The following is an 18,264-nucleotide window of genomic DNA, read 5'->3' as shown; positions in this document are numbered from 1 at the left end:
TGACGTTAATCGCGCAGGTGTCCGCGTTCTCAAATATGATCGTCAAGCAATTGGTCTGTTAACCGCCGCTCGACTTGCGGTGTAGAACCAATAACCCTGCCACCACAATCAGGATCATGCCCGTGATCGACGTTACCGTCGGCGCAGTGTCGAAGAACAAGATATCCCACACGGCAACAAAGACGAGATAGCTGTATTCGAATGTGGCAACGACGGATGGCGGTGCTGCTTGATAGGCCCCTGCCAGCATCATGCCAAGGACCACGGCAAATCCCGCCAGCAACAAAAGGACAAGCCAGTCAGTTGGATCGACCGTCGACCATCCACGAAAAATATACGGATAGACCTCAACCATTTCGGCTGGCGGCTGTAGCGAAATCAGAAGAATACTGACAACAATACCAGCGAGTAACATGACGATATTCTGCGATAAGGATAAGGCCGCAAGAGGAACGTTCTGACATCTCGCACGTGTCGTGATGTGCGCAAGAGCATAGAAGGCTGCTCCAATGATCGGCAGCAGGGCCCAAGGTGAGAACGCGTCTGTCCCCGGTTGCAACAAAACGACGACACCCACAAACCCAAGCAAGACCCCAATCCACCCGAGCCGTCCAACAGCTTCCCTGATGACGTAGGCAGAAAGCAACGTCACAAAGATTGGGGCGATGTAGTTCGCAGCGCCGACGGTGGACAGGCTTATGAACGGGATAGCCGCATAGAACGCCAGAAATGTCGTTGTAATGAACAGTGAGCGTAAAAGTGGCCATTTCCCAAAGGCGGCGCGCAGAACGCCCTGATGTGCGCCACGCGTCCAACTAACAGCCAGAAGCAAGGGGACTGCCAAGACGCCTCGTAGCGCAAATATCTGCCAGAGTGTCAGTTCGCTGCTGAACAGCTTGAAGATGACATCCTGAATTGAAATCGTGAACGCTGCCAAGACAATCAGCGAGACACCACGCGTGATGTTTTGTGGACGGGTTTCACCACTGATGCTCAACGTTGGCCTCCATGTTTCAAGTGTCTCGCTCCAAATGGGTTACCGCATTTGAATAAGTTTAACTATGCATTGCAAATTGAACATATTAGTTAGTAATATTAAATAATGAATCGCATACCAGTTCACGGCATTGAGGTTTTTCTGACCATCGTTCGCGAGGGTTCCATGCGCGCGGCGGCGGATGCTCTTGGCGTGGGTGCCCCGGCTGTAAGCCTGCAATTAAAATCGTTGGAAGAAAGGTTGGGCACTGATTTGTTGTTCCGCACGACACGTAGCGTCGAACTGACAGAGGCTGGCCGCGTTCTGTTCGATGCCGCCGCACCGGCTCACCGCGATTTGGCATATGCAATTGAGAAAACGCAAGAAATGACCAAGTCCACCACTGGGACATTGCGGCTCAGCATGTCACGCGGCGCTTACATTGCGGCGATTGCCCCTGTCTTGGACGCGTTCCTGTCTGAACACCCCGGTATCAACCTGGATATCTCATGGAACGAAGAACTGGTCGACATCGTGAAGAAGGGGTTTCACGGCGGCATCCGCATGGGCGATGTCCTGACGCCGGACATGGTTGCGGTGCGTATCACGCCACCCATCAAGTCAGCATTCTTCGCGGCACCATCATACCTCAAAATTCATGGACTTCCGGAGCGTCCCCGCGATCTGTTGACACATCAGTGCATCCGGCACAAGCAGCCAACCTCAGGGAGTCTTCGTGAATGGTGGGTTTCAGAGGAGGGGCAGGATATCCGTATTGACCCACCCGCGCGGCTCACATTCGATTCCGCGGCGGGCGTTATTCAAGCGGCTTGCGAAGGACACGGCATTGGATGGTCCATGCGGGCCACGATGCAAGACCATCTTGAAACAGGCGCTTTGAAGGTGCTCTTAGATCCCTTTGTCAAAGATCTACCACCGTTTTACATCTATTATCCTGAGCAAAACAAACGCGTCGAATGCCTCAGGCTCTTCGTCGAGTTCCTTCGATCACAACGACGAAAACAAGTGGTGACCTGACTTTCGCGGCGGGACGGAAAACTGGCAAAGAGGGTTCGATCCAGACCTTGGCTGCGTTTTCACGAATGGCAGGTTACAGGAGGGTGAGCAAAATCACTCATTTGTTAGGCGTAAGGCTTCTGTATGAAATCTCTACCGGGCACATGGCTTCTTACGGGCTCGGCAAATGCCGCGTCATCACGGGCTTCGTTGGGAACTGCCTCAATGTCACCCCATGCGTCCCTAATTCCCCTTTACCTTCACATAAGAGCCAGGTGCGGGTTCGAGCGGCTGCAGCTTTCCAAGTTCCGGATCCCGTGCCGGCACCATCTTGCCTGACCTGTCGGACAGCCACTCCATCCAGTGCGGCCACCATGACCCGGGGTGCTCTTCGGCGTTTGCCAGCCATTTTTCAACCGTGCCGGCACCCTTTTTGTTGGTCCAGTACTGGTACTTGCCGCCTTCAGGCGGGTTCACCACGCCGGCAATATGACCCGAGCCCGCGACGACAAGCTGTGTGTCACCGCCCAGTATCTCACCGATTTTGAACACCGATTGCAGCGGCGCGATATGGTCTTCGCGCGCGGCGAGGTTATAGACCGGGATCTTGACCTTGCTCAGGTCGATACGCACCTGGTCGAGTGTCATCTTGCCCTGGCTGAGATGATTGTAGAGATAACACTCGCGCAGATAGAACGAATGGGTGGCGGCCGGCATGCGTGTCGGGTCGGCATTCCAGTACAGAAGGTCGAAGGGCATCGGGTCCTTGCCCTTGAGATAATTGTTCACCACATACGACCAGATCAAGTCATTTGAGCGTAACAAGTTGAAGGCATTGGACATCTCCTTGCCGTCAAGGAAACCGTCCTTTGCCATGCGCTCTTCGGTGAGTGAAATCTGCTCTTCATCGGCAAACACTTTCAGGTCACCCGCATAGGTGAAATCCACCTGGGTCGTGAAGAAGGTTGCAGACTTGATGCGTTCATCGTTGCGCGCCGCCATGTAACCGAGCGTCGAGGCAAGCAATGTGCCGCCAATACAGTACCCGATGGCATTGACCCGCTGCTTTTCGCCGGTCTGCCGCTGAATCTGGTTGATGGCCTCAAGAATGCCGCCATGCATGTAATCGGCAAAGCCCTTTTCAGCGAGCTTTGCGTCCGGATTGACCCACGAGATGACAAACACGGTCAGGCCCTGTTCCACGCACCAGCGGATGAAGGATTTTTTCGGATTGAGGTCGAGAATGTAGAACTTGTTGATCCACGGCGGCACGATAAGCAATGGCGTCTTGTGCACCTTCTCTGTCGCGGGCGCGTATTGAATGAGCTGCATCAGCTCGTTCTGAAACACCACCTGGCCGGGCGACAGCGCCATGTTTTCACCCAGCGCAAAAGCACTCATGTCGGTTTGCTTGATGCGCAGCGATCCGTGGCCTGCTTCCAGGTCGCGGGCCAGGTTGTTCATGCCGTCCAGCAGGTTTTGCCCGTTTGAGGCAAGTGTCTGTTTCAGCACTTCCGGGTTGGTGACGGCGAAATTGGACGGTGACAGGGCATTGGCGATCTGGTCGAAATAGAAATTAGCCTTGTGCCGCGTCGCCTCGTCGGTGTCTGCGGTATTGGCAATGGTTTCATGTGCCCACCTGGCGGTCAGCAGATAGGCTTGTTTGAAGAAATCGAACACCTGGTTGCGCGACCAGTCTGGATCCTTGAAACGCTTGTCGCCGCGGTCCGGTGTTGCAACCGGGTCGGGTTGTTCTCCCATCATGCGCGCCCAGGAATTCTGCCAGAGCTGCGTGTATCCCTGCCAGAGCTGGAAGCTCGCTTCGGCCCAGCGTTCAGGGTGTTGGGCGTAGGACTGGGCAATTTCGGTGAATGTCTTCAGCACCGGTTCAATGGGCTTGAACGCCTCCCCGTCCACGCTGCCGGCTTCTTCCTGTTTTTGCTCCGCCATGTTCTGTGCGATTGCCGCGCCGACCTGCAGTGCCTTGGACAGATTATCCATCAACTGGATCGGGTCAGGCAGGATAAAGCCGGCAGGGTCTTGCGGTGCTGGGCTCTTTGACATGCGTGGACCATCCAATCGAAACTAAACGCGAACAAGTGTAATTTATGACAGTAAAGCAAGTCTGCTGCATGACAAGGGTGGGGTTTTTATGTCGTTAAAATCCGCCGCCACTTTGTTAGTGGGTGGTGATCACGGTGTCCGGTTGCCGGCTTGCCTGACCCTGTATGTCGAGCTTACCAGGCCGGACGGAAATGACCGGGTCTCGAGATGTTCAAGGTCGATATCTCGGTCCAGCTTGCCAAACAACGGCAAGCCTTCCCCGATCAATACGGGTATGTGTGTCAGTGTCATGTCTGAGATCAATCCAGCCTGAAGAAACGACTGGATCACCCTGCCGCCGTCAACATAGGCCCGCGCCCAGCCCTTGTCCGCAAGCTCGCGCATGATTTCAGCCGGTCCAAGAGCTGAAACCTGCACTTTGTCGCGCAGGTCGCCCGGAATGTCCGCATCGTTCAATGTTCCGCTCATCACGACAACCGGCTTGGGATATGACCAGTCACCGAAAGTCAGGACTTTTTCAAATGTGCCGCGGCCCATGATGATGCCGTCAACCGACGCCATGAACGCGTCATAGCCATGATCTTCACCGCTGGTTTGCTGCTTCATCAGCCAGTCGATGTTGCCGTCCCGGCGGGCAATAAAGCCGTCCAGGCTTATTGCGATAAAAACATGTCCGGTTGTCAATTTCGATCACCTGGCTGCAATGGTTGGATTTTCAGACTTTCGCTCTTTGTACCATGCCGAACAGGTCGCGTGGATCATCCGGGTCGGCGATCATGTCAAGCTCGTCAAAATGCCCGGTGGACTCGAGCTGGTCATGGACATAGCGCAGGGCGGAAAAATCCTCCGTGGCGAAACCGACGCTGTCAAACAGGGTGATCTGGTCGCTTGATGTGCGGCCCTTGGTCTTGCCGGTAATCACCTGCCACAGTTCGGTCACCGGATGGTCCGCATCCAGTTGCTGGATTTCCCCTTCAATGCGGGTCTGCGGCGGGTACTCCACAAAAATACTTGAGCGCAACAGGATATCCTTGTGCAGTTCCGTCTTGCCGGGACAGTCGCCGCCAATGGCATTGATGTGCACACCGGATCCGACCATGTTATCGGTCAGGATGGTGGCGTACTGCTTGTCTGCGGTACAGGTGGTGATGATTTCCGCGCCGGTCATGGCCTCTTCGGCCGACGTGCAGGCGACCACTTTCAGGCCGGTATTGGCCAGATTGCGGACCGCCTTTTCGGTCGCGGTTGCGTCAATGTCGAAAAGGCGGACGGTTTCAACGCCGACAATTTCCCGCATCGCCAGCGCCTGAAACTCACACTGTGCCCCATTGCCGATCATCGCCATGGTCCGCGCGTTCTTCGGCGCGAGGTGTTTCGCCGCCACCGCTGACGTCGCAGCGGTGCGCAGTGCGGTGAGAACCGTCATTTCCGACAGCAGGATGGGGTAGCCATTGTCCACCCTGGCCAGGACGCCGAAGGCGGTCACGGTCTGGAAACCGCGCGCCATATTGGCCGGGTGGCCGTTGACGTATTTGAAACCATAGGTCTCGCCGTCGCTGGTCGGCATCAGTTCGATGACACCTTCGTGCGAATGGGCGGCAACGCGAGGCGTCTTGTCGAACTTGTCCCAGCGCACAAAGTCGGCCTCGATATACTCGGCCATCTCGGCAATCATCTTTGCTGCACCGATGGTGTTGACGATGCGCATCATGTTTTCAACGCTGACAAACGGAACAAAAGCGAGCTTGGAAGGGGCCGGTGGTAACTTGGTCATGGGTTTTGTCTTTCTATCGCTGGGAAAGGTGAACGCCGGCCAGCATGCAGCGCACCGAGCCGCCGGCCATCTCGATTGTGGGAATGGAAATCGGCAGCAGGGTTGCCGACTGCCGGATGCGGGTCTTTTGATCTGCGGTCAGGCTTTGCTCGGCGCGGGCCGACAGGGCCAGGACCAGTCCGTCCCGGCCTTTCAGCTCAAGCGCGTTACCTGCAAAACCGGCAATCTGTTCATGGCTCAGCGCGACCACGTCACGGCCGCTCTCCTCCAGCCGCCGGACAACCTCGGCGCGGCGCTTGCTGTCCACGATCATGTCGAGGCACACGAGTGCAAAGTCTGTCCCCACGGTCATCATGACGTTGGTGTGGTAGATGGCCGAGCCTGACCGGTCCCTGGCCTGAAACACCATAGGTTCGAAGTTGAAATTGGTGCAGAACCGCTCAAGAATGACCGGATCGGCGCGGTTCGATTGGGCCGTGTAGGCAACCCGGCCCACATGATCGAGCACCATGGCCCCGGTTCCTTCAAGCGCCAGGTCATCTGTTTCCAGGCCGGAATAATCTATGACATCCTGAACCCGGTACCGGCTTTTCAGCATCTCGACAATGTCCCAGCGCCGCTCCCGTTTGCGGCTTGATGCAAACATCGGATAAATGGCGATATGACCGCCGGCGTGTGTCGAAAACCAGTTGTTTGGAAAGACGCAGTCCGGCGTGTCCTGGTCAGCGAGCTGATCGAACACGTGGACTTCAACACCGCTGGTGCCAAGTTGGCGCACGGCTTCGTCAAATTCCATGACCGCTGCTGCAGACACCTGCTCCGGGCGCCTCTGGTCGGTTGACTGAAAAGCATTGTCAGCCGCGGTTTCCAGGTTGGGCGAGAAACTGTGGGGTCGGACCATGACGACCGCTGCCGGAGCCTGCACACTCACTGTCAGTAGCTCCTGGTGGGACGGTCAAGCACCTTGCGGCCCAGAAGGCTGGCGCACAGGTCAACCATCAGCTTGGCCGTGCGCCCGCGATCATCCAGGAACGGGTTGAGTTCGACCAGGTCGAGCGAAGTGACCAGGTCGCTGTCGCACAGCATTTCCATGATCAGGTGAGCCTCGCGGAAAGTCGCGCCGCCGGGCACGGTGGTACCGACGGCCGGTGCAATGTTCGGTTCCAGAAAATCCACGTCCAGGCTGACATGCAGCGCACCGTCGGCTGCTTTGACTTTCTCCAGGAAGGTCCGCAATGGTCCGGCTACGCCATGCTCGTCGATCGCGCGCATGTCGTAGACCTTGATGTCGCTTTCAGCCAGCAGCGCCTTTTCCGCCGCGTCGACAGAACGAAGACCCATCATGCAAACGTTTGCAGGCTTAACCTTTGCCGTCTGTTCCGGATAGCTGTCCTCAAATCCGCCGTGCCCGGTCAGGTACGCCATTGGCGTGCCGTGCAGATTGCCGCTTTCGGTTGTTTCAAGCGAATGAAAATCCGGATGGGCATCAAGCCACAGCACGAACTGCTCACGGCCGCTTTGGTCCGCAGCCTTGGTGACGCCGGATACCGAGCCGATTGACAGGGAATGGTCACCGCCCAGGAATATGGGGAAATCGGAGCGCTCGATAGCCGCGTTGGCGACTTCGTTCAGCGCCAGCGCCCAGCCGACGGTTTCATTGAGGTGATGGACGGCATGGTTGCCGGGGCTCGGGCGCTCGACTTCTCGCGGTGAGACATTGCCATGATCGGCAACCTGGTGGCCCAGTGCCTGCAGTGTGTCTGCGATACCGGCAGTACGAAATGCGTCCGGTCCCATCAGGCAGCCAAGCTGGCTTGTGCCTGTTTGAACCGGCGCACCGACGAGATAACAGTTGAGCGACATCGAATTTCATCCCTGTTGTGACAGGCGTGTAGATTCCGATATTACGGATTGATCAGATAGTTGAATAATTGCGCATTTTATGCATAAGTTTTGTCATATTGATAATGCTGTAATGCAAAGTGAGCAATTCAATGCTGGACCTCTCGGCCACGGACAGGCGCCTGATTTACGCGCTCAAACAGGACGGACGCGCCTCGGTCACCACGCTGGCCGGCCTGTTGCGGGTGTCGCGGGCCACCGTACAAAGCCGCATGGAGCGCCTGATTGCCACCGGCATCATCCAGCGCTTCACGATTGAAGTGGATGCATCGGCGGAGGTGGAGGTTATTCGCGCGGTGATGATGATCGAGCTGGAAGGCACACTGGCCAGGTCGGTCACCGGAGCGTTGAAGCGCCTGGCGGAAATTGTCTCGTTGCACTCCACCAACGGTACCTGGGACCTGGTCGCACATATCGAAACCTCCAGCCTGCCGGAGTTTGACCGTGTCTTGCGCGAAGTGCGCGAAATCAAGGGCGTGCTGAACAGCGAGACCAGCATCCTCCTGAACAAGGCGATCGCCTGAAACCAGGCCTCGTCACTTCAACAGCAGCCCACCGTCCACCACCAGGTCAATGCCGGTAATATAGGATGCGCCGTCCGACAGCAGGAAAACTGCGGCTGTCGCCAGTTCAGCGGGGGTCGCGATGCGTCCCAGCGGCACGAAACTGCCTGCCTCGGCAATCTTTTCCGGCGTGTCCCAGCGGGCCTGCAACGGGGTTTGTGTCAGGCCGGGATAAATTGCGTTGGAGCGGATGTTGTCGGCGGCAAGTTGCATGGCGAGCGAGCGCGACAGGGCACCGACACCGGCTTTTGCGGTGGAATAGGCGTCCTGCGGCAATGGATCGCCACGCAGGCACTGCGTGGTGGAGAAGTGTACCATTGCACCACCATTTTCCTTGCGCATGTGCGGAACGACGGCCCGGGCCGTATGAACCATCGATTTGAGATTGATGTCGAACACCTGGTCCCACACGTCCATGTCCATGTCGAGAAGCGAGGCATCGCGGTCAAACCACAAGACACCGGCGACATTGGCAAGATAGTCGATGCGGCCGAACCGCTCTGCACCTGCGGTGATTGCCGCATTGGCGACCTCCGGCTCGGTCAGGTCGCCCTGTATGTACAGCCGTTGGCCCGGCGTTCCGCCCAGGTCATCCGGTTCTGGCTTCACATCGATCATGACGGCCGAGCCGCCCGAATTCAGGATCAGGTTGGAGATCTGCTGCCCCATGCCGCCACCCGCACCGGTGACGACTGCAACACGGTTGGAAAAATCAAATGTAATCATATGCCCGGTGTTTCTGCAGGTTGTGGTTTGCTGCAACTATCCCGGTTTTGCCGTTTGTCATCAATGCCACTTGACGCAACTGTTGACCTGCACGTCTGCATCGCTTGAAAACCATCGCCAAACAGCGCATAGAGGGCGCGAAATCCCATGACTTTCTTCAATTGATGCGAGCTTGACCCTCCGATGAGTGACCCTTTGCGAATTGGTATTGCCGGACTGGGCACTGTCGGAACCGGCGTTCTGGATGCATTTGCCCGGCATGGCGAATTGCTGGCTGCGCGCTGCGGCAGGCGTCTGGAAGTGACAGCCGTGAGCGCGCGGACGAAGTCAAAGACGCGTGGGAGCCATGATGTCTCACGCTTTGCCTGGTACGATGATGCTGCCGATATGGCCGCCAATGGCGATATCGACGTGCTTGTTGAATTGATCGGTGGCGAAGAAGGCGCAGCGCGCGCCTGTGTTGAAGCAGCCTTGCAGGCCGGTCGCCATGTCGTCACCGCCAACAAGGCCTTGCTGGCTCATCACGGGGTTGCTCTGGCCAGGCTGGCAGAGGCAAACAGTGTGGCATTGAACTATGAGGCTGCCGTTGCCGGTTCCATTCCGGTCGTCAAGACGGTGCGTGAAAACCTGGCCGGCAATTCCGTGTCGCGTCTGTTCGGAATCCTGAACGGCACCTGCAACTTCATTCTTACCAAGATGGAGCTCGAGGGCCGTGATTTTGCCGATGTGCTGAAGGAAGCACAGGAGCTTGGCTATGCCGAGGCTGACCCGACCTTCGATATCGGCGGTTTCGACACCGCCCACAAACTGGCCATTCTCACCTCGCTGGCATTCGGCACCGAGGTCGCACTTGACGACATGTATATCGAGGGCATCGAGGACATCACGCTTGCCGACATCCGAAATGCCCATTCACTGGGCTACAAGTTCAAGCTGCTCGGCGTGGCAAACCGGACCGAAGACGGCATCGAGCAGCGCGTTCATCCGGCACTTGTGCCGCTGGGCTCTCCCATCGCCGATGTGAGCGATGCCTTCAATGCCGTGGTCGTGGAGGGCGATTTTTCCGACACGCTGTTCCTTGAAGGCCGTGGTGCGGGCGGTCATCCGACGGCATCATCGGTGATAGCCGACATATGCGACATTGCCCGCGGTACGGTATTGCCGGTGTTCGGTGTCCCGGCAACCGGGCTCATGCCGTTCAAGCGTGCCGCCATGCGCGCCCATGAGGGAGGCTATTATGTGGCCCTGGACATGTTCGACCGGCCAGGCGAGTTGGCCGGGGTGGCAAAAGCCTTCGCAGATGAGGGCATCTCGATCGAAAGCGTCATTCAGCGTGGCCCGGCAATCAGCCGGTCGCAGGCTGATGCGGATATCGCGCCATTTGTGTTGATAACTCATGACACGCTGGAAAGCGCCATGCGGGCTGTACTGGACAAGATTGCAGCCGCCAAGCATGTTGCAAACCGTCCGCGCATGGTGCGGATTGAACGTCTGTGAGACAGGCCGAAACAAGAAGTGAAGATGAAATCATGCTGAACCGTATGCTCACCATTGAGATTGCCCGTGTGACCGAGGCCGCTGCGATTGCAGCCGCGACAATGCGCGGCCGCGGCGACGAAAAGCAGGCAGACCAGCTTGCTGTCGACGCCATGCGCACCGCGCTGAACGACATTGACATGGACGGCAAGGTGGTGATCGGCGAAGGCGAACGCGATGAAGCGCCCATGTTGTACATCGGTGAAAAGGTCGGCACCGGCAAAGGCCCGAGGATCGACATTGCGCTTGACCCGCTGGAAGGCACCACGCTGTGCGCCAAGGCGATGCCGGATTCACTCGCCGTTATCGCGATGGCGGTTGGTGGCAGCCTGCTGCATGCGCCCGACAGCTATATGAGCAAGATCGCCATCGGGCCCGGTTATCCGGCCGGCACCATCGATCTCGATGCAACGCCGGCGGAAAACCTGAACGCGCTGGCCAGGGCCAAGGGCGTGAACACCGAACATCTGACGGCCTGTGTGCTGGACCGTCCTCGGCATGCCGAGTTGATTGCCGGGATACGGGCCACCGGTGCCGGTGTCCGCCTGATCAGCGACGGTGATATTGCCGGTGTCATCCACACCACTGACCCGGACAATACCGGCATCGACATTTACATGGGCGTCGGCGGCGCGCCGGAAGGCGTACTGGCGGCAGCAGCGCTGCGTTGCATCGGCGGCCAGATGCAGAGCCGTCTGGTGTTTCACAAGGCTACCGACCGTGACCGGGCCCTGAAAATGGGTGTTGAGGATCCCGATGCCAAGTTCGACATGAACGAAATGGCATCCGGTGATGTGATGTTTGCCGCTTCCGGCGTGACTGACGGCAGCATGCTGGCCGGCGTCAAGTTCGGCAAGGCTCACATCACTACGGACACCGTGGTGATGCGCTCTGCCACCGGCACGGTGCGCTGGATCAAGAACCGCCGCAAGGTGGCGTGAGCTGAATGGGCCTGGGTCCTGACCCAAAATCCTTTCTGGGCGTTGAACGCTCCATCACCGGCAGACGGTGGATACCGCGCCTGCAATCAGACAGGATGGCGCAAGCCATCTCCCAGCAGGCCAATGTCAGCGACATTATGGGCCGCATACTGGCGGCCCGTGGCGTGTTGCCTGAAACCGCGGCTGGTTTTCTGGAGCCGACGCTGCGCGACCTGATGCCGCCGGCAGCACACATGATGGATGTGGACGCAGGTGCGTCGCGGCTGGCCGATGCGGTCATGGCCGGAGAGGCCATCGGCCTGATCGGCGACTATGATGTCGACGGCATGACCTCGTCGGCGCTGATGGTGGATTTCCTGACAGCGGCAGGCGTGCCGCCGCGCGTACACATTCCGCATCGTGTCGATGAGGGTTACGGCCCGTCCGTGGCGGCAGTGGAAGACCACAAGGCAGCCGGTGTGCAGTTGCTGATCACGCTGGATTGCGGGGTCATGGCGCATGATCCTCTGTTGAAAGCCCGGGAACTCGGCATGGACACGGTGATCGTCGATCACCACCAGGCCGGTGATGAACTGCCGCAGGCTCACGCGGTAATCAACCCGAACCGGCAGGATGACACATCGGGGCAGGGCGCCTTGTGTGCGGCAGGTGTGGTGATGGTACTGATCGGCGCAACCTCGAAGCAGTTGCGCACCCGCGGCTGGTGGTCCGATTCAAGGCCGGAGCCGGACCTGATGGCGATGATGGACCTGGTGGCGCTCGGCACGGTGTGCGATGTGGTGCCGCTGGTCGGGTTGAACCGGGCCTATGTGCGCCAGGGGCTGAAAGTCATGGCCAGGCGCGACCGGCTGGGCGTTGCCGCGCTTGCCGACGTGGCCCGCCTGTCGCGGCGCCCGGATGCCCATTCTCTGGGGTTCGTTCTGGGCCCGAGACTGAACGCCGCCGGTCGCATCGGCTCTGCCATGGACGGACTGGCGCTGCTCACCAGCCACGACAAGGGTCACGCCATGCAACTGGCCCAGGCGCTGGAGGAAATGAACAAGAAGCGTCAGGCCATCGAACTCGCCACGGTTGACCGCGCTGTCGAGCAGGCCGAAGCCATGCTGGGTAAGGAGGCGAAACTGCCGGTCCTGGTAGTGGCGGGCGAAGGCTGGCATCCCGGCGTACTCGGGCTGGTTGCCTCGCGCCTGAAAGAGCGGTTTGACAAGCCTGCCTTTGCCATTGGCCTGCCGAAGGACGGCTCTGACGCTTCAGGTTCAGCCCGCTCCATTGCTGGCGTCAATCTGGGGTTGGCGGTGCAGGCGGCGGTAGCAGCCGGTGTCGCGGTCAAGGGTGGTGGTCACGCCATGGCGGCGGGTATCACGCTGGAACAGGACCGGCTTGGCGACCTGCGGGCTTTCCTGGAACAGCAACTCGCTGCCGAAGTTGATGCGGTGGCCAGCATTGATACGCTCACCATAGATGCTGCCATTGCCGCCTCCGGCGCCTCGACGCGGTTCATAGAAGACCTGGACCGGGCAGGGCCGTTCGGCCAGGGCAATCCGTCACCGGTGTTCGCCCTGCCGTCGCACAAGGTGGTCTATGCAGCGCGTGCCGGTGCCGACCATGTCAGGTGTACACTGGTGCAGTCAGACGGCACCCGCTTGAAAGCCATCGCGTTCAGGGCCATGGGCACCGAACTTGGTGAAGTCCTGCTGTCGGAACGCCAGATGCCGCTGCACATCGCCGGCCAGCTCACCATCAATGACTGGGGCGGCAAGCGCGAAGGCCAGGTTTTCATCTACGATGCTGCCGAAGTGCCCGGCAGGTAGTTCAGGCACGTCCGCGCTAGTGATCAGTCGAGTTGTTCGCCGGCGGCGACCCAGCGACCGAAGGTTGGCAGATCAAGCGTGGCGCCGACGCGGTCGAACTCCAGCAGGCTCTGTCCGCCAAAGTGATAAGAGAAGCCGGCCATGATGGTGTGCTCGGTTCCCCTGGCGGAATCGTCTGGCCCGCAGCAGCCGGTATCGAAATGGGTGCCGCGGTAACCGATGAACACGGCACTGTCGCCGACCAGCGGCAGGCCGCTGATGACCGTGTCATAGCGGGCGCCCCATTGGATCACATCCATATCGAAAGGCCTGCCGATTTCGGAGCCGTCAGCATCATCCTGCTTGCCATTGGCATAAGCTACTTCACCTTGCAGCCGGCTGTCCGGCGTCATGAACCAACGGGCCACGCCGCGCACGAAAAATGCATCATGCAGGCCATCCTTGGGGCCATCGTCAGGGTCAACATCGACACCTTCCGAGTCCAGATAACCACCTTGCAGATAGAATGTGACATTGTCGGTATAAAACTGCGCCTCGCCGCCAACGGCCCAGAAATTGTGACGGCCCTCATTGTCATCGCCCTTGCCCTGCCCAAATGCACCAAACACACCGAACAGTCCGCGTGACGGATCACGTGCGCTCAAGTGAAGGCCAAAACCGAATGCATGAGAGAAATCATCATCAGTGTCATCTCTGAATGCATTTACGGTAATCTCGTTGTCCGCATCCATCTGAAGTGACAACATGTCACCAAGCGGCAGGCTCAGGCGCCCGCTTTGACCACTGGTGAAGTAGCTCTCATGGTCGGGATCAAACGTGTCGTTGTCACCATTGTCGATACCGGAGAGGAAGCTGTACCCAACCCACTTTTCAACCACCCCTGATACAACAAGCTGCTGAACTTGCGCCTCATAGTCGGCGGCCGTTGCGCTATTGGCCGAAATCGCAAGTGCGACTGCCACGGCCGAAATAGTGGCGAGATTTTTCATGCTGCTGTACCCCTGCTGGATCACTGACTGCGATCACATTAGCAACTCTCGGTTGCGACCGACACACTTTTGCGCCGGGCGAATCCCATTTTATCCAAAGTGTGACATATTTGTCACAGTGCTGGTTGATTGGGTCAGATAAACCGACATCTGAATTTTTTCGGGTTTTTCCCGAAGAGTGCTTGCCAGCGGGCCGGAACCTAGATATACGGACGCCCGGTGGTGCGCGCCCTTCGTCTATCGGTTAGGACACTAGCCTTTCACGCTGGAGAGAGGGGTTCGATTCCCCTAGGGCGTACCACCGCCTTTTCCTTCTTCAAAGAGTACCTGTTGCCGTCGGCTCGGTAACATGCGTGTCAGCACGTCATCGCGCCTGACGAAATGGTGCCAGATGGCCGCAATCACATGGATGGCCAGCAGGGGCAGCCAAAGATGGCTGGCCAGTTCATGTATGTCTTCCGCGTTCCCTGGCACCAGCCAGTCCGGCACGCCTGGAACCGGCAGGACACCAAACAGGGTGCCCTGACCGCGAAACTCCACCGCGTGGGCAGCCAGGCCCGACAGCGGGATCAGCACCATCAGAATGTAGAACAACACCTTGATGACGTTGGCAGCCCATTTTTCTGCCAGCTTCATGTTCGCAGGATAAGCAGGTGCCGCATGGGCCAATCGCCAGTAAATGCGAAACGCCGTCACAGCAATCAGCGCCAGTCCGGTTGACACATGAATCCCGTACCCGGTCGCCTCGGCAAACCGGTGCGAGGTGTTTTCAGCCACCAGAAAACCGCCGATGAGCAGTCCGGCGGCAGACCAGTGCAGCCATTTCGAAATAGCGTCATAACGCGATGGACGGTTCGGCATGGTACGGGCTCCTGAAGGTCATTTCTGCTTTGACGTTCAGGAGCCCCGTAATCCGTCGCAGGCCAGCTACCACTTGCCGATATTCTCCATGGACTTCCACGGCTCCTGGACCGGCAGGTTGTCGCCTTTCTGCAGCAGTTCGATGGAGATATTGTCAGGCGTGCGGATAAACGCCATGCGACCTTCGCGCGGCGGCCGGTTGATGGTCACGCCATTGTCCATCAGCATCTGGCAATACTCATAGATATTGTCGACCTCATAGGCCAGGTGACCGAAATTGCGGCCTTCGTCATATTCTTCCGGGTCCCAGTTGTAGGTCAGTTCGACCGGGCAGTCGGGCGACTCGTCCGTCGCCACGAACACCAGGGTGAAACGGCCCTGTTCGCTCTCATAGCGCCTGGTCTCCGTGAAGCCGAGCACGTCGCAGAAGAATTTGACCGATGCATCGAGATCCGTGACGCGTACCATTGTGTGCAGATATTTCATGTGTGACCCTCTCGGTGAGTGTGAGGTTAGGTTGGTTTTTGATGATGGATGATTTGAACGGCAAACGGGCGGCACTTGCAAGGCTTGTGGGTCAGGCAAACCGCATCGTGGTTTTTTCCGGCGCCGGTATCTCTACAGAATGCGGTATTCCCGACTTTCGCTCGCCCGGCGGCGTGTGGTCGAGGTTCAAGCCGCTGGACTTCAAGACCTTCATGTCATCGCCCGAGGCGCGCCGTGAAGGCCTGTCGAGGTTTCTGAAAATTCGAGACGAAATAGGTCCGGTTGAACCGGGCAGGGGACACGCAGCAGCGGCGCGCTGGCATCGCGCCGGCAAGCTGGCCGGCGTCATCACCCAGAACATAGACGGCCTGCACCAGCGCGCCGGCGTACCGGCATCCAGAACCGTGGAGCTGCATGGCAACGGTACCTACGCCCATTGCCTTGAGTGCGGCAGGCGTCATGAGCTGGACTGGATCGCCGAGCAGCTGGAGGCGCATAGCGGGGCGCCGGCCTGTGTGGAGTGTGCCGGCATTGTCAAAACCGCCACCATTTCGTTCGGCCAGTCCATGCCGGCAGATGCCATGCACCGGGCGGGGGAGATGACCGGCAATTGCGACCTGTTCCTGGCGGTCGGTTCTTCGCTGGTGGTGGAGCCTGCCGCCAGTTTTCCAGCACTTGCTGCACAGCTTGGTGTTCCGCTGGTTATCATCAACGGCGAACCGACCCCGGCAGACCGGCTGGCTGAACTGGTCATACACGATGACATCGGTGATGTGCTCGAGGCGGTCTGAACGAAGCCGGGCTGTTTAACTGTTGGCAGACAACGTCTCCAGTACGTCCGAGTATTCGGTAATTGCCCGCTGGCCATTGGGGCTCAGCTCGTAAATGCCGGTCTCTACCCGGTCGAACCAGCCATAGTGATTGGCAGACATGATCTGGCGGGCTTTTGCGACACCGGAAGCCTCAGCCACCCGCGCAGCCTTGGTTGCGCCATTGTGGTGCAGGGTCCCGGCACAGCGCAATGCGTCCTGCCGATATGCCGTCATCAGGGTCTTCCTGGTCATCCCACCGGTGTTCGGGTCACCGACACGGTGTGCAAACTCTTTCAGCAACCTGGTCTTTTTGCGTTTCGACTGGCGCGGCTTGTAAGGCGCCGGGTCGAGATGAATTTCAGCCAGCCCGTCCTTCAACCGCACGGTAATGAGCCCGAGCCCCAGCCTGCGGCACAGGGTCTTGTTGTTTTTCAGCGATTTCAGGAAGGCGCGCCCCGTTCCGCGCGGTACGCACACATAGACCGTGTCACTCAAGGACAGCCGTTCAATGGCCTGGTGGAACAGGGCCAGCGAAAAGCCGGTCTTCAGTTCGACGATAACCGGGTCTTCCCCGTCACGACAGGCAACCACGTCTGCTGCGCCCACCTCGCCCTTGACCTCATAGCCCTGGCCTTCCAGCAACGCCTTGACGGGCGCATAGAGCTCGGTTTCGCGGATGGGTGTGACTGCCATGTGACCTGTTTAGCTGATTCATTTTGGTTGGTCGAACAGCTTTACTCAGCACTGCGTGCTTCGCGCCGTTCTCCGACCCTGAACAACTGTCGTGATGAACTCCCCCGAAGCACGAAGTGCTGAGGCAAGGCCGACCGGCCGCCGCGCGAAGCGCGCCCCGCGGAGCGCAGGCGAAGCCTGCCTGCGTGAGCAGAGTGAACACCCTGTCCTCCAACTCCGAACAACCGCAGAGATCAACTCCTCCGAGGCACGTAAGTGCTGAGGCAAGGCCGACCGGCCGCCGCGCGAAGCGCGCCCCGCGGAGCGCAGGCGAAGCCTGCCTGCGTGAGCGGAGTGAACACCCCGTCCTCCAACCCCGAACAACCGCAGAGATCAACTCCTCCGAGGCACGTAAGTGCCGAGAGGCAAGGCCGACCGGCCGCCGCACGAAGTGCGCCCCGGCGGAGCGCAGCCGAAGGCTGCTGGCGTGAGCGATATCTGTTCAAACAAAAACCCCCGCTGCACAGGCAGCGGGGGTCTTTCAGTTTTTGTTTGGGTGTGCCTGGCTTATTCAGCCGGGTTGACCACCGTTTCCATACCGGCCTTTTCCCGCCGGCTGTCATTGTAGATGGCCTTGATCAGCGCAAAGCACATCAGCACCATCACAATGGAAAACGGCAACGCCCCGATCACCATCGCCGTCTGAATGGCTTTCAGGCCACCCACCAGCAACAGCGCGGCAACCACCGCTCCCAGCGCAACACCCCAGAAGATGATATGCGGACGCGCCTTGGGACCTTCATCACCGGCTGCATTGATGGTGTTGACAATCAGCACCGCACTATCAGCCGAGGTGACCAGGTAGGTCATCAGCAAGACCACGATCATGAACGACATCAGCCACGACAGCACTTCGGCTATCGGTGCCAGCATGAAGTTGGTCATGGCAAAGATCTTGTCACCGTCAGGCGCTGAGGTGATGACACCGCCTGCGCCACCGTTCAGTTCCAGGTCAATGGCTGTGCCACCGGCCCAGGTGAACCACACAAAGCACATCAGCGACGGCACGATCATGGCGCACAAAACAAACTCGAGAATCGACCGGCCCTTGGAAATACGCGCCAGGAACAGACC

18 protein-coding genes and 1 tRNA gene are annotated in these 18,264 nt (G+C 58.7%); 7 read left to right on the top strand and 12 right to left on the bottom strand.

Annotated elements, in window-relative coordinates; translation table 11 throughout:
• Nucleotides 1–58: 58 nt before the first annotated feature.
• A complete protein-coding gene (locus DHN55_RS00095; protein WP_108879401.1) occupies nt 59–997 on the bottom strand; it encodes an EamA family transporter in 939 nt (312 codons plus the stop codon).
• Between the two features lie 105 nt (nt 998–1,102).
• On the opposite strand from DHN55_RS00095, the gene DHN55_RS00090 reads away from it, so the two are divergent.
• A complete protein-coding gene (locus DHN55_RS00090) occupies nt 1,103–2,014 on the top strand; it encodes a LysR substrate-binding domain-containing protein (protein WP_108879400.1) in 912 nt (303 codons plus the stop codon).
• A gap of 222 nt (nt 2,015–2,236) precedes the next feature.
• On the opposite strand, the gene DHN55_RS00085 is transcribed toward DHN55_RS00090, so the two are convergent.
• The 5 genes from DHN55_RS00085 to rocF form a co-directional block, all read right to left on the bottom strand.
• Nucleotides 2,237–4,057 (bottom strand): class I poly(R)-hydroxyalkanoic acid synthase, encoded by a 1,821-nt coding sequence (locus DHN55_RS00085; protein WP_108879399.1) that lies wholly within the window; start codon nt 4,055–4,057, stop codon nt 2,237–2,239.
• 129 nt (nt 4,058–4,186) lie between these two features.
• Nucleotides 4,187–4,741 (bottom strand): dihydrofolate reductase family protein, encoded by a 555-nt coding sequence (locus tag DHN55_RS00080; RefSeq protein ID WP_108879398.1) that lies wholly within the window; start codon nt 4,739–4,741, stop codon nt 4,187–4,189.
• A gap of 31 nt (nt 4,742–4,772) precedes the next feature.
• A complete protein-coding gene (locus tag DHN55_RS00075; RefSeq protein WP_108879397.1) occupies nt 4,773–5,831 on the bottom strand; it encodes an ornithine cyclodeaminase in 1,059 nt (352 codons plus the stop codon).
• A gap of 13 nt (nt 5,832–5,844) precedes the next feature.
• Nucleotides 5,845–6,732: a citrulline utilization hydrolase CtlX gene (ctlX, locus tag DHN55_RS00070; RefSeq protein ID WP_108881605.1), complete on the bottom strand. Its 888-nt coding sequence runs from the start codon at nt 6,730–6,732 to the stop codon at nt 5,845–5,847.
• 32 nt (nt 6,733–6,764) lie between these two features.
• The gene (gene rocF, locus DHN55_RS00065) at nt 6,765–7,694 is read right to left on the bottom strand and encodes an arginase (RefSeq protein WP_108879396.1); all 930 of its coding nucleotides are present in this window, start codon (nt 7,692–7,694) and stop codon (nt 6,765–6,767) included.
• Between the two features lie 131 nt (nt 7,695–7,825).
• Between rocF and DHN55_RS00060 the strand changes: the two genes are divergently transcribed.
• The gene (locus DHN55_RS00060) at nt 7,826–8,257 is read left to right on the top strand and encodes an Lrp/AsnC ligand binding domain-containing protein (protein ID WP_108879395.1); all 432 of its coding nucleotides are present in this window, start codon (nt 7,826–7,828) and stop codon (nt 8,255–8,257) included.
• A gap of 12 nt (nt 8,258–8,269) precedes the next feature.
• Here the strand turns inward: DHN55_RS00060 and DHN55_RS00055 are convergent, their stop codons facing one another.
• Entirely contained in the window at nt 8,270–9,022 is a 753-nt protein-coding gene (locus DHN55_RS00055) for an SDR family oxidoreductase (RefSeq protein ID WP_108879394.1), read from the bottom strand.
• A gap of 183 nt (nt 9,023–9,205) precedes the next feature.
• Between DHN55_RS00055 and DHN55_RS00050 the strand changes: the two genes are divergently transcribed.
• From DHN55_RS00050 to recJ, 3 genes are read left to right on the top strand one after another with little or no spacing between them, the layout of a single operon-like run.
• A complete protein-coding gene (locus DHN55_RS00050) occupies nt 9,206–10,519 on the top strand; it encodes a homoserine dehydrogenase (RefSeq protein ID WP_108879393.1) in 1,314 nt (437 codons plus the stop codon).
• Nucleotides 10,520–10,551: 32 nt separating this feature from the next.
• On the top strand, nt 10,552–11,499 hold the full coding sequence (glpX, locus tag DHN55_RS00045; protein ID WP_108881604.1) for a class II fructose-bisphosphatase: 948 nt from the start codon (nt 10,552–10,554) through the stop codon (nt 11,497–11,499).
• A gap of 5 nt (nt 11,500–11,504) precedes the next feature.
• Nucleotides 11,505–13,310, top strand: coding sequence for a single-stranded-DNA-specific exonuclease RecJ (recJ, locus tag DHN55_RS00040; RefSeq protein WP_108879392.1), 1,806 nt, complete (start codon nt 11,505–11,507; stop codon nt 13,308–13,310).
• Between the two features lie 23 nt (nt 13,311–13,333).
• Here recJ and DHN55_RS00035 read toward each other — a convergent pair whose 3' ends face one another.
• Nucleotides 13,334–14,299: a hypothetical protein gene (locus DHN55_RS00035; RefSeq protein WP_108879391.1), complete on the bottom strand. Its 966-nt coding sequence runs from the start codon at nt 14,297–14,299 to the stop codon at nt 13,334–13,336.
• Nucleotides 14,300–14,525: 226 nt separating this feature from the next.
• Here DHN55_RS00035 and DHN55_RS00030 point away from each other — a divergent pair.
• Nucleotides 14,526–14,600 (top strand) — tRNA-Glu (locus DHN55_RS00030).
• Here DHN55_RS00030 and DHN55_RS00025 read toward each other — a convergent pair.
• Entirely contained in the window at nt 14,588–15,160 is a 573-nt protein-coding gene (locus DHN55_RS00025) for a cytochrome b/b6 domain-containing protein (RefSeq protein WP_108879390.1), read from the bottom strand. The two genes, DHN55_RS00030 and DHN55_RS00025, sit on opposite strands and share 13 nt — an antisense overlap.
• A gap of 66 nt (nt 15,161–15,226) precedes the next feature.
• Nucleotides 15,227–15,646, bottom strand: a complete 420-nt coding sequence (locus tag DHN55_RS00020; protein ID WP_108879389.1) for a VOC family protein — start codon at nt 15,644–15,646, stop codon at nt 15,227–15,229.
• A 41-nt stretch (nt 15,647–15,687) separates the two neighbouring features.
• Between DHN55_RS00020 and DHN55_RS00015 the strand changes: the two genes are divergently transcribed.
• Nucleotides 15,688–16,437, top strand: a complete 750-nt coding sequence (locus tag DHN55_RS00015) for a Sir2 family NAD-dependent protein deacetylase (protein WP_108879388.1) — start codon at nt 15,688–15,690, stop codon at nt 16,435–16,437.
• Nucleotides 16,438–16,452: 15 nt separating this feature from the next.
• Here DHN55_RS00015 and DHN55_RS00010 read toward each other — a convergent pair whose 3' ends face one another.
• Both DHN55_RS00010 and DHN55_RS00005 read right to left on the bottom strand, forming a co-directional pair.
• A complete protein-coding gene (locus DHN55_RS00010) occupies nt 16,453–17,151 on the bottom strand; it encodes a DUF2161 family putative PD-(D/E)XK-type phosphodiesterase (protein ID WP_108879387.1) in 699 nt (232 codons plus the stop codon).
• A 546-nt stretch (nt 17,152–17,697) separates the two neighbouring features.
• On the bottom strand, nt 17,698–18,264 hold a 567-nt coding region (locus DHN55_RS00005; RefSeq protein WP_337659740.1), incomplete at its 5' end, for a BCCT family transporter.

Source organism: Anderseniella sp. Alg231-50, assembly GCF_900149695.1.
Classification (GTDB): Bacteria; Pseudomonadota; Alphaproteobacteria; order Rhizobiales; family Aestuariivirgaceae; genus Anderseniella.
Note: the sequence above shows the minus strand (reverse complement) of the source record. Positions and strands in the feature narration are given on the sequence as shown.

What these genes read in the sequence shown, in the direction of transcription:
- glpX (WP_108881604.1), top strand. Translation starts at nt 10,552, where the DNA reads ATGCTGAACCGTATGCTCACCATTGAGATTGCCCGTGTGACCGAGGCC.
- DHN55_RS00075 (WP_108879397.1), bottom strand. Translation starts at nt 5,831, where the DNA reads ATGACCAAGTTACCACCGGCCCCTTCCAAGCTCGCTTTTGTTCCGTTT.
- DHN55_RS00025 (WP_108879390.1), bottom strand. Translation starts at nt 15,160, where the DNA reads ATGCCGAACCGTCCATCGCGTTATGACGCTATTTCGAAATGGCTGCAC.
- DHN55_RS00035 (WP_108879391.1), bottom strand. Translation starts at nt 14,299, where the DNA reads ATGAAAAATCTCGCCACTATTTCGGCCGTGGCAGTCGCACTTGCGATT.
- DHN55_RS00050 (WP_108879393.1), top strand. Translation starts at nt 9,206, where the DNA reads ATGAGTGACCCTTTGCGAATTGGTATTGCCGGACTGGGCACTGTCGGA.
- DHN55_RS00020 (WP_108879389.1), bottom strand. Translation starts at nt 15,646, where the DNA reads ATGAAATATCTGCACACAATGGTACGCGTCACGGATCTCGATGCATCG.
- DHN55_RS00090 (WP_108879400.1), top strand. Translation starts at nt 1,103, where the DNA reads ATGAATCGCATACCAGTTCACGGCATTGAGGTTTTTCTGACCATCGTT.
- ctlX (WP_108881605.1), bottom strand. Translation starts at nt 6,732, where the DNA reads ATGGTCCGACCCCACAGTTTCTCGCCCAACCTGGAAACCGCGGCTGAC.
- recJ (WP_108879392.1), top strand. Translation starts at nt 11,505, where the DNA reads ATGGGCCTGGGTCCTGACCCAAAATCCTTTCTGGGCGTTGAACGCTCC.
- rocF (WP_108879396.1), bottom strand. Translation starts at nt 7,694, where the DNA reads ATGTCGCTCAACTGTTATCTCGTCGGTGCGCCGGTTCAAACAGGCACA.
- DHN55_RS00060 (WP_108879395.1), top strand. Translation starts at nt 7,826, where the DNA reads ATGCTGGACCTCTCGGCCACGGACAGGCGCCTGATTTACGCGCTCAAA.
- DHN55_RS00015 (WP_108879388.1), top strand. Translation starts at nt 15,688, where the DNA reads ATGATGGATGATTTGAACGGCAAACGGGCGGCACTTGCAAGGCTTGTG.
- DHN55_RS00055 (WP_108879394.1), bottom strand. Translation starts at nt 9,022, where the DNA reads ATGATTACATTTGATTTTTCCAACCGTGTTGCAGTCGTCACCGGTGCG.
- DHN55_RS00010 (WP_108879387.1), bottom strand. Translation starts at nt 17,151, where the DNA reads ATGGCAGTCACACCCATCCGCGAAACCGAGCTCTATGCGCCCGTCAAG.
- DHN55_RS00085 (WP_108879399.1), bottom strand. Translation starts at nt 4,057, where the DNA reads ATGTCAAAGAGCCCAGCACCGCAAGACCCTGCCGGCTTTATCCTGCCT.